Origin of the sequence: Streptomyces sp. NPDC051286 (assembly GCF_044455345.1) — a bacterium.
Lineage (GTDB): Bacteria > Actinomycetota > Actinomycetes > Streptomycetales > Streptomycetaceae > Streptomyces.
On sequence record NZ_JBITER010000058.1, the window covers coordinates 19496 to 32713 of the forward strand.

The 13218-nt window shown below is 68.8% G+C and carries 10 protein-coding genes and 4 pseudogenes; 6 read left to right on the forward strand and 8 right to left on the reverse strand.

Annotated features, from left to right (window positions below):
• Window positions 1–2 precede the first annotated feature (2 nt).
• Together ACIBB8_RS33190 and ACIBB8_RS33195 are read right to left on the reverse strand one after the other, a co-directional pair.
• A pseudogene (locus tag ACIBB8_RS33190) lies at window positions 3–1094 on the reverse strand (S8 family serine peptidase); the annotation flags it as partial.
• Between the two features lie 207 nt (window positions 1095–1301).
• Window positions 1302–1575 (reverse strand): annotated as a pseudogene (locus ACIBB8_RS33195) (XdhC family protein); the annotation flags it as partial.
• A gap of 601 nt (window positions 1576–2176) precedes the next feature.
• Here ACIBB8_RS33195 and ACIBB8_RS33200 point away from each other — a divergent pair.
• Window positions 2177–2350 carry a hypothetical protein gene (locus ACIBB8_RS33200; protein WP_366694986.1) on the forward strand — a complete coding sequence of 58 codons (174 nt, stop codon included), beginning with the start codon at window positions 2177–2179 and terminating at the stop codon, window positions 2348–2350.
• 103 nt (window positions 2351–2453) lie between these two features.
• On the opposite strand, the gene ACIBB8_RS33205 is transcribed toward ACIBB8_RS33200, so the two are convergent.
• Window positions 2454–2984 (reverse strand): hypothetical protein, encoded by a 531-nt coding sequence (locus ACIBB8_RS33205; RefSeq protein ID WP_398958489.1) that lies wholly within the window; start codon window positions 2982–2984, stop codon window positions 2454–2456.
• 245 nt (window positions 2985–3229) lie between these two features.
• On the opposite strand from ACIBB8_RS33205, the gene ACIBB8_RS33210 reads away from it, so the two are divergent.
• A complete protein-coding gene (locus tag ACIBB8_RS33210; protein WP_398958491.1) occupies window positions 3230–3514 on the forward strand; it encodes a hypothetical protein in 285 nt (94 codons plus the stop codon).
• A gap of 359 nt (window positions 3515–3873) precedes the next feature.
• On the opposite strand, the gene ACIBB8_RS33215 is transcribed toward ACIBB8_RS33210, so the two are convergent.
• Complete coding sequence (locus ACIBB8_RS33215) at window positions 3874–4125, reverse strand: hypothetical protein (RefSeq protein WP_398958492.1); 252 nt, start codon at window positions 4123–4125, stop codon at window positions 3874–3876.
• Between the two features lie 57 nt (window positions 4126–4182).
• Between ACIBB8_RS33215 and ACIBB8_RS33220 the strand changes: the two genes are divergently transcribed.
• On the forward strand, window positions 4183–4686 hold the full coding sequence (locus ACIBB8_RS33220; RefSeq protein ID WP_398958494.1) for an IPT/TIG domain-containing protein: 504 nt from the start codon (window positions 4183–4185) through the stop codon (window positions 4684–4686).
• A gap of 501 nt (window positions 4687–5187) precedes the next feature.
• Here ACIBB8_RS33220 and ACIBB8_RS33225 read toward each other — a convergent pair.
• The 4 genes from ACIBB8_RS33225 to ACIBB8_RS33240 form a co-directional block, all read right to left on the reverse strand.
• Entirely contained in the window at window positions 5188–5985 is a 798-nt protein-coding gene (locus ACIBB8_RS33225; RefSeq protein ID WP_398958496.1) for a GntR family transcriptional regulator, read from the reverse strand.
• Between the two features lie 292 nt (window positions 5986–6277).
• A complete protein-coding gene (locus ACIBB8_RS33230; protein ID WP_398958498.1) occupies window positions 6278–7243 on the reverse strand; it encodes a sulfite exporter TauE/SafE family protein in 966 nt (321 codons plus the stop codon).
• Window positions 7240–8667 (reverse strand): rhodanese-like domain-containing protein, encoded by a 1428-nt coding sequence (locus tag ACIBB8_RS33235; protein WP_398958499.1) that lies wholly within the window; start codon window positions 8665–8667, stop codon window positions 7240–7242. Before ACIBB8_RS33235 ends, ACIBB8_RS33230 begins: the two co-directional genes overlap by 4 nt.
• Window positions 8668–8880: 213 nt before the next feature.
• Entirely contained in the window at window positions 8881–10083 is a 1203-nt protein-coding gene (locus tag ACIBB8_RS33240; RefSeq protein ID WP_398958501.1) for an FAD/NAD(P)-binding oxidoreductase, read from the reverse strand.
• Window positions 10084–10533: 450 nt separating this feature from the next.
• Between ACIBB8_RS33240 and ACIBB8_RS33245 the strand changes: the two are divergent.
• The 3 genes and pseudogenes from ACIBB8_RS33245 to ACIBB8_RS33255 form a co-directional block, all read left to right on the forward strand.
• A pseudogene (locus tag ACIBB8_RS33245) lies at window positions 10534–10983 on the forward strand (IS630 family transposase); the annotation flags it as partial.
• 574 nt (window positions 10984–11557) lie between these two features.
• Window positions 11558–12808, forward strand: a complete 1251-nt coding sequence (gene ltrA / locus ACIBB8_RS33250; RefSeq protein WP_398958504.1) for a group II intron reverse transcriptase/maturase — start codon at window positions 11558–11560, stop codon at window positions 12806–12808.
• 95 nt (window positions 12809–12903) lie between these two features.
• Window positions 12904–13161: pseudogene (locus ACIBB8_RS33255) on the forward strand (IS630 family transposase); the annotation flags it as partial.
• Between the last annotated feature and the right edge of the window lie 57 nt (window positions 13162–13218).

Here is a 13218-nt window from a genome sequence, read left to right on the forward strand (position 1 = left end):
CCGGCGGCGACGGTGAGTGCCTTCTCCGCTGAACCGGGCGAGCCGATGGTGCCCGCGCCGTACGCGTTGCCCGCGGCGATCACGAACAGCGGCCCGCCGTCGGCGGAGAGCGCGTCGACGGCCTGGGACATCGGGTCGGAGCCGTCGTCCGGAATGCTGGACCCGAGGCTCATGGAGACGACGTCGGCGCCCTCGGCCTTCGCCCACTCCATGGCTTCAATGATCCCGGAGTCCGCGCCCGAGCCCTCATCGCCGAGCACCTTGCCGATGATCAGACCGGCGCCCGGGGCGACGCCCTTGTTGACGCCCTCCGAGGCGGCGCCCGAGCCCGCGATCGTGGAGGCGACGTGCGTGCCGTGGCCGTGCCTGTCGAGGACCTCCTCGCCCGGCACGAAACTCTTGGTTTCGAGCACGCGGTCCTTGACATCCGGGTGGGTCGCATCGATTCCGGTGTCCAGGACTGCGACCTTGGAGCCCTTGCCGTCGTAGCCCTCGGCCCACGCCTGCGGGGCGTTGACCTGCGGCACTGAGTGCTTGAGCGCGGCCTCCACCCGGCCGTCGAGCCAGATCTTGGCGATGCCCTTGTCCAGCGAACGGGCCTTGGGGGTAAGGGCAATGTCGTTCCAGAAGGCCCGGGCGGTGCCCTTCTCCGCCTTCAGCGCGGCGCCGTGGATGCTCTCCAGAGTGCGGGTCTTCTTCGAACCGCGAGGGGCGGCCGGCAGTGAGCGGCCCTGACTCGCCGAGTAGGTGGCGATCAGCGGAATGCCGCCGGACTTCCGGTCGTCGTACCCCATCTTGACCAGAGCCGAGACATTGAACAGTCGGCGATCCAACCTGCCCGCAGCAAGGAGGGAGTTGGCCTCGTCGGGCAGGATGTACAGATCGTCACCGGCCTGCTGGACATGCACGCCGCCGACCGCTCCGTCGGGGCGGCCCACGGTGACGGTGTCCTGCTTGCCGACACCATCCGAGTAATGCACGACATCCCCCGTGAGCAGGGTGATGTCGTACTCCTTGACAGGGGCGGCGGCCTGCCGGTCGACGGGCCCGGTCTGACCCGCGGCGGCGGAAGCGGAGCCCGTTGCGGGCAACAGTGCCCCACTCACCAGGGCGACCGAAGTCGCTATGAGCAGAGCCCTGCGTCCCGCACGAGCGGGTCTCGCCCGGCCGGAAGCGGAGGAGGATGTGAATGTCACGCCGCAGGTCTAAAGGCAAAATCGAGGCTACGGTTGAGTTCGCACCTGGCGTGAAGCAGCCGTGGCGGCAACCCGCCCACGAACGACCGTGGTTCAGGGGACGGCTCAAGCCCCCGAAATGATCATTCCATTCGACGCCCCGTCGCCTTCGTGACGGATCGGCGTGTGCGCGCCCTTGAGCGGTACTCCGCTGCCACCGCACGGGTCGGCGACGATTTCGGCGGCGATAGACAACGCGGTCTCCTCGGGGTACGAGCACCGAGGTCGAGGCCGATCGGCGAGTGCAGCCTGGCCCGTTCCGGATCGTGACACCGACCTCGCGCAGCCGGTCGTTGCACTCCAGTTGGGTACGGCGCAAGCCCATCGCTCCGACGTACGCCCGAAGAACCCGCCCAGGCCGGCCGAGGCCGGCTGCTTGACGTGACTGACAAGCGTGAAGTCAGATGTGGTGACGAGCACCCACGTGGCGACGCATCCGTACTGGGCGACTCTCGACAGCGGCCACGACATGCTCCCGCGGACCGACGATCGGCCACCTCCGCCTGACCTGCAGCAATCAGCAGGTTGGAGCGGGCGCCTGCGGCGGGCTCGTAGCACCGTCCGTCGCAGAGGAAGCTTCAGAGGACGTCGACAGCGGCGAGCTAGGGCGTGTTTCGAAGGTAGCGTCGTCCGCCCGTAGGGCGGGCCTGGCGGCGTCTGGTGCGTGCGATCGCAAGGCGGAGGGTCACCCCGATACTGGGCGTATCGGGGCGAGCCCGACAACGCAGCGAGCGTGCGTGCCAGGCGTCGCCAGGCAGACGGGACTTTCGAAACACGCCCTAGGCGTCACCCATTCGGCCCGTAGTGATTGCTGTAGGGCGGAGTTAGGGGTGGGCTGTCAGTGCGCCTGGCGATAGTCGCGGGCGCCAAGAGGGCGGGGCACCCCCTGCTGAACGAGCCGGGCCAGCCCACGCCGACCCACACGAGACTTGGAGATCCCCATGCCTTACCGCAAGGGACAGCACGTGGAGTACCGGGACCAGCAGGACGAGCTTCAGCGGGGCGAGATCCGGAGTGCCGAGGGCAGCGGGGCACAGACTCGCTACGCCGTCCAGAACGAGGTGACCATGCGCGAAGACAAGGTCAGCGAGAGCCAGATCGAGCGGGAGCTGTAGTAACACCCCCGCCGACACAGCCCGCCGTTGCGCCGAACCAAAGTGCAACGGCGGGCTGCCAGCTGTCCTGCGACCCCGCGGTACAGATCTCGATCAACAAGGCCTACAAGACCCGCTCGGGCGTCGCGATCAGCCGGGTCTCACTCTCGTAGCAGAGCACGTAGCCGGGCGTGAGGGTCTCGGGCGTCCGGGCCGGCTCCGGCCAATTGAACTCCTCCGGCTCACGAAGGGCCTGCGCGGGGGAATGCCCGCTGTAGAACACGGCCGAGTTGTGGTCGCCCGTGCGGACTTCGATGCGGATGCCGTAGGGGTGGCAGGCTGTGAGGACATACGTGCGTCTCGTGCCGTCGATCTCCTCCTGTGGCCCCGCGATGTCCCAGCCAGCCGGACCAAGCAGGCCGGCCGCCCGCAAGGCGATGTCGGCAGCGCCGAGCCCTTCGGGGCGTTCCCCACGGAACAAGGCCGAGTAGCTGTAGCGCAGAGGCTCGTGCCAGTCGGCGACGTTCGGCTCGTCGAGGAAGAGGAGGCCGAGGTCGGCGCCGGGGGTCAGGTCATCGATCAGCTCGACGAGCTGCGCACGCAGGGCACGCCCGAGCCGTTCCAACTCCTCACGCGCACCTGGCATTTCGCCCACTCAGCCCCTCCTCCCGCTTGATCACGGGCATCCTATGCGGGTGAGAACGATGAGAACACAGGCACAGGCACATACCCGGCTGCTGCGGCACTTCACGGAGACGCTCCGCGCGCTGCCCCCGGAACTGTCGCTGGCGCTACAGCATCCGGACCTGCCCCACGCGGGGCCTGCACCACGGGGTTGTCCTGTCCGAGGACCTGAACCATCCCGATGACGGCTGGGCCACCCTCGACATCCGGTACTGGGTGCTGGGAACCACACCGGACACCAGCGACCGCTTTTTCGACCTGGTGACGGGGGTGTGGTGCGAATGGAACTGGGCGACAAGGGAGGAAGGGCATGCCCCTACGCGCACGAGCCGGGCAGACGCTCCCGACGGCTACACCCTCGTCCTCACGCGAAGTGTGAACGGCTACCTGAGCATGGCCGGCTCGACACCCCTGTTCCTGCGGGACTCGGTGGCGGGCGACCCGATGCCGACACGGATGGCGCGGCAGGACGGGGAGGCGGTGTCCTCCTCCCCGGCGTGACCAACCCGCCGGCCGGTGGCAGTGCCCGGCCAGGACAAGGACGACGAACCTCGCGGCGGAGGCAACCGCGCGCAGCAGCGCCCACAGCGGTCGCAAGCCCCCAGCCCACTCCGCCAGCACGAGGCGGTCCGCCAAGTGCAGGCGCTGCTGTGCGCGAAGTCCTCGTCGGCCGGTTGATATGACTGTTGGTCACCATCTCCATGACGTCTTCTGCGGGGGCGTCAGCGGATGCGGCGACCCGAACGCCACCCTCGCCTCGCCCCATTTGGTCGCGTAGCGAACGGCTTTCCGCGTGAGGCAGAGCTCGTTGTTCCACAGAGCGCCCCTCGGCTCGGTACACGTCACTGATGTGTCCCGTTTCACGCGGCGCGGTGGTAGTCGGGCAGGGGCTCGGCGGCGCGGGCCTGCAGGTGGCGCTCGACCGCTCCGGCAGCCTTCCTCAGCGGCAGCCGGACCAGCACGTCGCGGACGCACCGGCCGCCCTCGGTCCTCGGCACCATGAGGCGCACATTCGGGCCGATCTGCTGCTTGCGGTCGACCAGCGGCCGGTGAACGGCGTCGTAGCGGGCGAAGGCGACCAGGATTTCCCGGGTCAGGTCGCATTTCAGCACGCCAACTCCACCTACCTCAGACTGCTGGACGCGCCCGTCCTTTCCGGGCCGCCGACGGTGACCGGCGTGATCCCCAGCTTCGGTGCATCGGGCACACAGGTCACGATCAACGGCCTTGACTTCAGCAAGGATTGCAACGTCGACTTCGGCCCCGTCCCGTGCCAGAAACCACCCACGCTCAACCCTGACGGCACCGTCACTGCTGAGGTGCCTGACGCGACCGGCATCGTCAACCTGTATGTCACCAACCCCCTGGGTACCTCCCCGGCAGTCCCGCTCGGGCAGTTCGCCTACGGCGGGCCCGAACCCGTGGTGGTCACCGGCATCACACCGGACAGGGGCAAGGCCAACGACTCGGTCACTATCTCCGGCGCGGGCTTCGCGAAAGGCGCCAACGTGTATTTCGGGAAGAACGCCTCGTCATCCGTCCAGGTCGACTCGGACAAGATCGTCGCCAAAGCACCCCCGTCGGGCAAGGCTACGAGCAAGACCGTGAACATCACCGTGAACGGCTACTCGTCCCCCACCAGTCCAGCCGACGAGTTCACCTACACCGGGTGACACCGGAACCGGTCAACTCACTGGTCCCGGACAGCGGTCGCCCCGCGGTCCGGGACCACGTCGCGTCCGTGAGCCCAGTGGCCCGAACGCGGCTTCGCCATCGAAGGCGCCCGCGGCCCGGACCACACGCTCGCCCAGCAACTGGCCGACGCAGGCGACAACATGGTCGACGGACCCTTGCTCCCGGCCAGGGTCCTGCACCCGGCCCACCGGAGGAGACCGCAAGTACACCAGACCGCGGGGCGATTCCCACCATTGGCCGAGGCATCGGCACCCTGGCCCGGGTACGCCGTGCCGACTTCGACCACATGGTGCGGCTCGGCCGGCTCAGCTCCCCGCAGTCGATCGGGGTCCGCTTCAGCACGAGGCGGGCCGGGCCGTAAACGTCGCGCTCTACACCACGGCGTCCGTCGACGCGGTCATCTCCCACCCCGAGGCCGAGGGTGAGAGCTTCAAATAACGCAACTAAACAGGTAAGTGACACTCCACGGCATCCCGTGATCAAAAACGGATGTTCCCGACTCTCTCCGGGGCCCTGCCCAGCCGATAGCCGTCGTCTGCAGAGAAAGCGGCGGTGACGGCGAAGCGATCCGCGCGGACGAGCGTCTGCCGCCACTCGACCGGGCGTCGGCCAGCGTCGTGACCGAGCCGGTCGATCGCGAACAACGCCGTGGACTCGGGGCAGTCGAGCAGGGTGCGCTCTCCGCGGCCAGGTACGACGGCCCGGATACGCTCCCAGCCGCCGCAGATACGGGTGCCGCAGTGGCGTTCGAGCTCGTCGTAGAGCGAGGTGCGGGTGAAGTCGACGTCCAGGAGCGGGCGGGCCACGTCCGCGGGGAGCCAAACACGATCGACGGCGAGCGGTTCCTCGTCAGCGAGACGAAGGCGTTCGAGGTAGACGAGTGGTGTGGATTCCTCAAGTCCCAGACGGGCGGCGATGACGCCGTCGGCGCGCTGGTCGAGCACACGTACGGCGCTGCGCTGAACGACGCCGACCTCCTCGACAGAGCGGAAGAAGCTGTACGCCTCACCGACCTTCTGTTCCAGCGGGCGGCTGGCGGTGAACCGGGATACCTTGCCGCGCTGGGCGGTGACGAGGCCCTCCGCACGAAGCTGCCGGAGGGCCTCGCGGACCGTGTGCCGGCTGACCTGGTACTCGGCGACGAGGTCGTGCTCACCGGGGAAGACATCGCGGAATTCGCCGTCTTCGAGACGGCGCAGCAGGTCGGTGCGCAGCTGTGCCCACAACGGTTTGCCCGCGGATCGGGTGAGGGGGCGAGGGCCGGAGCGGGAGATCACCAGCGCCCTCCTGGGGGTCGGGGTCGGGCGGATGCTGCTGACACAGGATGAATGTTCGTACGTCCGGGGAAAAGGTGCAAACCTGGGAGCTCCTGGGTTGAGGGCGCGCTGGCCTGGCCTGGAGGGGCGGCGACCCGACGTGACCGGCGCCCGGTGATCACCGGGCGGACGCCGGAGGTCCCACGACGGGCTCGGACGCCGGCCGCTCGGACGCCGGCCGCTCAGTCGGCAGCCGATCGCAGCGGCCATCACCCGGGGCGGGGTGCACCGGCCGGCGGTCGTGCACGAACCTTCAGACGAAGACGTCGATGAGCATGAACGCGGCCATCGCGAGCAGCAGGGTGGCGAAGGCCCGTTGCAGGGCGGCGCCGGAGAGCTTGGCCGCCAGCCGCTTGCCGTCCCAGGCGCCGAGGATGGCTGCGCCCACGAACGGGCCGAAGACTGCGAGGTCGAGGGACATGCCTCCGGCCGCCAGGCGGGTGGCGAGGGACGCGACCGAGTTGATGAGGATGACCACGAGGCTGGTGCCGACGGCTCGTCGCATCGGCAGGCGGAGCACGGACACCAGGGCGGGTACGGCAAGGAAACCGCCGCCGACTCCCAGCAGCCCGGTCACCGCTCCGAGGCCGGCCCCGGCCGCCGCGATGCGCAGGTGCCCGGCCCGGCCGGCGGGCCCCCCGGGGGCGTCGCCACCCGCGTCTTCCCGTGCGGGGCCGCCCCTGCCGTTTGCGGACGCGGTCGTCCCGTCGGCCGTTCGTAGTGCCGCCCGGGCGGCGGTCGCCCCCACGCGCCCGGACCCTCCGGAGCGGGAAACGACAGCCCCCACGGTTGCCCCCGGTGCGGTGGCTTTCGGGGCAACCGTCGCGGCCGCGGCGACCCGGCGGATGCGGTGCCCCCTACGGGTAGCGCGCAGCATCGCCGCGGCGGCGAGAGCGGCCAGGACGGCGAACGCGGCGGTCAGTACGGCCTGCGGAATGCGGTGCGTGAGCACGGACGCTCCGATGGCTGGTGGCACACCTGCTGCGGCGAACAGCGCGCCGGTCCGCCAGCATATGTTGCCGGTGCCGGCGTGGCGGGCAAGAGCGGTGACGGATGTGACGGTGACGACGACCAGACTGGTGGTCCCGGCGTCGGCGGGTGCGACGCCCAGGAGGTACACCAGGGCCGGTACCGCGAGCACCCCACCGCCACCGCCGAGCGCGCCCAGGGCCAGGCCGACCATGGCTCCGCAGAGCAGAGCGAGGATCAGGACACTCACGCCGGGACGCCACCCGGGGCCGTGTCGGAGGGATGCGCAACCTCGCCGTGCCATGCGGAGAAGCCGCCGCGCAGGTCGGTGGCCTCGAAGCCGCGGGCGCGCAGCACGGACGCGGCCACCGATGAGCGGTTACCGCTCGCGCAGATCACGGTCAGCGGCTGATCGGTCGGCAGTTCGCTCAGGCGGGCGATCAGTTCGGGCAGCGGGATGAGGCGGGCGCCGGGGATGGTGCCGTTATCGCGTACCTCGCCCAGGCCGCGCACGTCCACCAGCTCGAAGTCGCCCGTGCCCTCGGCGAGTCGGCCGGCGAGGACGTCGGCCTCCACGCGCACGACGGCGGTCAGGTACTCGGTACCGACAGTCTCGACCGCGGTGGTCAGGGCACCGAGGACGCGGTCGAAGCCGATGCGGGCGAGACGGTTGCGGGCCTCACGCGCAGTGGCGGAATCGCCGCACAGAATGATGCGGTCCCGGGCATCGAGCACCTCGCCGACGAGCTCGGCGAACCGACCGCCGATGGGGACGTTGACCGCGCCGGGCACGTGGGCGGAGGCGAACGACTCCGGGTCCCGCGTATCCAAAACTCTGGCACCGCCCGCCCGAGCCTCGATGAAGGCGTCCGGGGTCAGGGAGGGGACGGGGGCATCCTCATCCAGGGCCGGACGGGCCTGGCGGTTGCGCACGGATGTGAAGGCGAAGTAAGCGGGCGCGGCGGGCTGGCCTTCGGTCACGACAGAGACGAATTCGTCCTCGGTCATGTCGGCCAAGGCGTAGTTGCTGCGGCGCTGGTTGCCAATCGTGCAGCTCAGCTCGGTCGAGAGGTTCTTGCCGCAGGCCGAGCCGGCTCCGTGCGCCGGGTAGACGCGTGTGTCGTCGGGGAGGGTGAGCAGGCACTCGCGGGTGGAGTGATACAGGACGCGGGCCATCTCCTCGGCGGACCGGCCGCGGGCGCTGAGCAGGTCGGGGCGGCCGACGTCGCCGATGAACAGCGTGTCGCCGGTGAAAACACCGTAGGGGACGGCGTCGCCCGCGTGTTCGCGGACGACGACGCAGATCGACTCGAGGGTGTGGCCAGGTGTGTGCAGGATCTCCAGGTCGACCTCACCGAGGCTGAGGTGCTCGCCGTCGTCCAGGGGGTCCGTGTCGAAGTCGAGCGTAGCGGCGGATCCGTAGGAGATCCGGGCACCGGTGCGCTCGGCCAGCTCCAGGTGGCCGGAGAGGAAGTCCGCGTGGATGTGGGTCTCGATGACCCGCTCGATGGTCAGGCCGTGACGCTCGGCGGTGGCGATGTAGTCGTTGACGTCGCGCTGAGGGTCGATCACGACGGCCCGGCCGGTGGTGCGGTCGCCGACGAGGTACGAGGCGTGGGAGAGGCAGTCGAGGTAGAACTGCACGAAGACCAGCGGTCCGGTGTGGTTTGTCATAACGGCCTCCTGGAGATGAGTGGGGGTTGCGTGCCGGCAAGTCAGGTCCGGCGTGGGTGGGTGTCGGTGTGTCCGCGGGTCCAGGGTCAGACGCTGCGACAGCAAGGCGGCCGGGCGCCTGATGGCGGCGGTCGCTGGGGCCGGGCCGCGGGTGCGGCCCAGCGGGCCCGGCCGGTGCGCTGGTCGGGCCGATTGCGGCTTTCAGGTGTCGGGTCAGGCGAGCCCGCGAAGCATGAGGTTCCAGTAGAGGAACGGCAGGCCGTGCCGCTTGAGGTACCACATGTCGGTGCGTTCGCGGATGGTGTCGATCACCGGGATCGACGGCGCGGGCTGCCCGCTGTAGTCGAACTCGGCGAGCAGCATCTTGTTGCGGGCCGTGGTCAGCGGGCACGAGGAGTAGCCGTTGTAGGAGGCCGTGGGTTCCCGGCCGTTCATCGTTGCGAGGAGGTTCTCGACGACCACGGGCGCCTGCTTGCGCACGGCTGCGCCGGTCTTGGAGTTCGGGGACGATCCGGCGTCACCGAGGGCCCAGACATTGGGGTATCTGACGTGCCGCATCGTGTGCTTGTCGATCTCGATGTAGCCGGCCGGGTCGTCAGCGTCGGAGAGTGGGCTGTGTTTGATCCAGTCCGGGGCGCTCTGTGGTGGTACGAGGTGGGCCATGTCGTACGGCAGGGTCGTCCTGCCTCCGGTGCCCAGGTCGGTGACGACCACCTCGCGGGCCTCGGGGCGCACCTCGGTGACCTCGCTGCCGTAGTGGACCTTGATGCCGTACCGGCGGACCACGTCGTCGAGCACGCGCGCGAATTCCGGAACGCCGAAGATGGCGGCGCCAGGGATCACGAGGTGGACGTCGATCCTGCCGAGGACGCCCTGCTTGCGCCAGTAGTCGGCGGCGAGGTAGGCAATCTTCTGTGGGGCGCCGCCGCACTTGATGGCGCCGGTGGGCATGCTGAACACCGCGCTGCCCGAGCGGGTCTCACGGATGAAGCGCCAGGTCGCGGGGGCGGTGTGCGGCAGGTAGTTACTGGATAGGCCGTCCTTGCCGAGCCCGGCCTCCAGGCCCGGCACGCGGCCCCAGTCCAGCTGGATGCCGGGGCAGACCACGAGCTGGTCGTAGGAGACGGTGTTGCCGTCGTCCAGCGTCACCTCCTGGGCTTCGGGGTCGACGGCGACTGCGGCGTGACGGATCCACCGCACGCCCTTCGGAATGACGGTCTCCTGGGAGCGGATGCTCTCTTTCAGCGGTGCTCGTCCGCCGCCGACCAGCGTCCACAGTGGCTGGTAGTAGTGGTCAAGGCTCGGATCGAGCACTGCGACGTCCTTTTCACCGGCACGGCAGAGCCGCGCCGCGACCGAGATACCCGCGGTCCCGCCGCCGATGATCACGGTCCGGTGGTGCTGCTTGGTCACCAAGGGAACCCTCCCGTACGCCTAATGTACGTACATTCACGCTAGGTCGTACGACTCCGACACGCAAGACACCCGCGAAAACCCCATCGGGATTGTGCGTACATTTGTTCCGCGTGCTGCGGCGAGCACCCGGCCCGTCTCCCGCGCGGCCGGAGCGACGGAGGGCACGGCGGCGCGCCTCCCGGAAGGCCGCATCTCCGACACGGGGCCGACTGGGCAAGGGGCGCGAATTCAGTGGCCGCCCGCACCACCGATGACGAGGACCGGCCCTTTTGAGGAGGTCATCGTCCACACAGGACATCAGCGAGCAGCCGCCGACGCGCCACCCGCACGTCGACGCCGCCAGTACGCCACTGTCAGCACCGCCAACAGCGGCCCCCACAGCACCAGCGGCGCATAGCAGGAGTGCTGCTGCGCTGATCGCGGCGGGCAACGTCCTCGCAGGCTCTGGCGTTGAGGTGCCGGATCGTGCTCGCGTGCGCTGATGGCGGCTCGAACACCGTCGTGGGGGCAGAGCTTGGGCTCCACCCGGTCACGGTGGCCAAGTGGCGTAAGCGGTTCGCGGCTGACCGGCTCCAGGGCCTGTCCGATGAGCCGCGGCCCGGGCCGCCGCGCACGGTGAGCGACGAGAAGGTGGAGGTGGTGGTGGTGGTACGGACCTTGGAGACCACTCCGAAGAGTGCCACGCACTGGTCGACGCGGGAAATGGCCTCGGTCAGCGGCCTGAGCCAGTCCACCATCTCGCGGATCTGGCGGACCTTCGGCCTCAAACCGCATCTGGTGGACACCTTCAAGCTGTCCAAGGACCCGCAGTTCATCGAGAAGGTCCGTGACGTCGTCGGCCTGTACCTGGACCCGCCCGAGCGGGCCATCGTCCTGTGCGTGGACGAGAAGTCGCAGATCGTGTGCCACGAACGCTGAAGGGAGCGTTGATGTAACAGCTTCTGGAAGCGGTGCTGTGCAGGAGATGGAGGTAGGTCCTCCGGGGTCGCCCTGCAGGGGGAGGTTCCAAACCACCGCAGGCTGCGTCGGTTAAGTGCCGGTCGTGGTGAGCGCTGCGGCAAAAGGCGCGGCTGTGATCGCGTCAGGTGTGGGTCAGGAAGGCGAGCGAGAGCGAACCGCTGATGACGTGTCGTAATTTTCTTCAATGGCGTCGAAACCGGGGCATGATCTGGGCTCCGGGACAAGTCCGGGGGGAGCCTGCTGACTGCCCGGACGGCGTCCGGCATGGAGGCGGCGCGAGCCTGGCCCGGGCTCTTGTACGGAACGTGGGAACCTGTCGCCCCGATACTGCCGGCGCCCTGATGGGATGGCGGCGAGAGGGAGAACCTCAAGCGGACAAGACCGCGAGAGGCCGAGTACCGATGCGGGGCACGGGGGCGGACCGTCTCGTAGTAGCGGTGAGGCCCGGTAATGCGGGCGGAGCGAAGGGGACGGGTCGTCCGGGTCTGCTTGGTGGCCAACCGGAGTGCCCGGGATGAACCAGACGAGTGGATCGAAGTCGTTCGAAATCTCGAAACACCTGGTGTTCGAGGCGTACTTGAGGGTCAAGGCCAACAAGGGAGCGGGGGGCGTTGACGGCGAGTCGATCGAGCAGTTCGAGGTGGACCTGAAGGGCAACCTCTACAAGCTGTGGAATCGGCTCTCGTCGGGCTGCTACTTCCCGCCGCCGGTACGGATGGTGGAGATCGATAAGCCGGGAGGACGCGGGGTCAGGATCCTCGGCGTGCCCACGGTCGCGGACAGAATCGCACAGACGGTGGTGGCCATGGTGTTGGAGCCGCTGGTGGAGCCTGTGTTCCACCCGGACTCCTACGGCTACCGGCCCCGCCGCAGTGCGCTGGACGCGGTCGCGGCGTGCCGGGAGCGGTGCTGGGGCAGCGACTGGGTGATCGATTTGGACATCCGGGGCTTCTTCGACAACCTCGATCACGATCTCGTCCTCAAGGCGGTTGCCCACCACACCGACCAGCGGTGGGTCCTGCTGTATGTGGAGCGGTGGCTCAAGGCCCCGCTCCAGCGGCCGGACGGCAGCCTGCTCGCCCGGGACCGCGGCAGCCCACAGGGCTCAGCGGTCTCACCCGTGTTGTCCAACCTCTTCATGCACTATGCGTTCGACGCCTGGATGGCCCGGGAATACCCCGGCATCCAGTTCGAACGGTACTGCGATGACGTGGTGGTCCACTGCCGCAACGAGGCCCAGGCGCACCACGTGCGTCAGGCCATCGCCGGACGGCTGGCCGAGTGCGGGAGTCTGGAGTTGCATCCGGACAAGACCCGCATCGTGTACTGCAAGGACAGGAACAGGCGTGGCTCGGCCGAGCACACCTCGTTCACGTTCCTGGGGTACGGGTTTCGCGTCCGACGGCTCAGGACGAAGCGAGGAGACTACTTCTTCGGCTTCAATCCGGCCGTCAGCGATGAGGCCGCCAAGCAGATCCGGGCGCAGATCCGCCACTGGCGGCTGCACGTGCGCAGTGACACGACCCTGGAGCAGCTCGCCCGGGAGATCAACCCGGTTGTGCGGGGCTGGATCAACTACTTCGGGCGGTTCCATCCGACCGCGTTGCGTTCCAGCCTCAACCGCATCAACGACTACCTGGTGCGGTGGCTCGTCCGCAAGTACAAGCGGTTCAAACGGAAACGAGCAAGAGCGCGCGAGGCTCTGGCCCGCCATGCCAGGCGGTTCCCGGGACTCTTCGCCCACTGGAAACTCGTCAAGCCGTAACCGGACACGACTGGACGATGGGAGCCGTGTAAGCCGAGAGGTTTACGCACGGTTCTGAGAGAGCCGGGGAGTGAGATCCTCCCCGGCTACTCACCCAGGCCCTGGACCGGTCGGCTCCGGTGCTGCCGATGATGCCGGGCACGCCCGAGCGCCGCACCCACGACTATCTGCGCGGCGGTGTGACGACCCTGTTCGCCGCCCTGAACGCGGCCACGGGTGAGGTCATCGGCTCGCTCCACCGACGGCACCGTGCGGTGGAGTTCCAGAAGTTCCTGGCCGAGCTCGACATGGAGGTCCCCGGCCGTCTCGACGTCTACCTGATCTGCGACAACTGTGAGACTCGTGGTGTGCCGCAGGGGGCCCGAGCCTGACCCGTGCGACAACTGGCCGCAGGTGCCTTGGAGTAGATC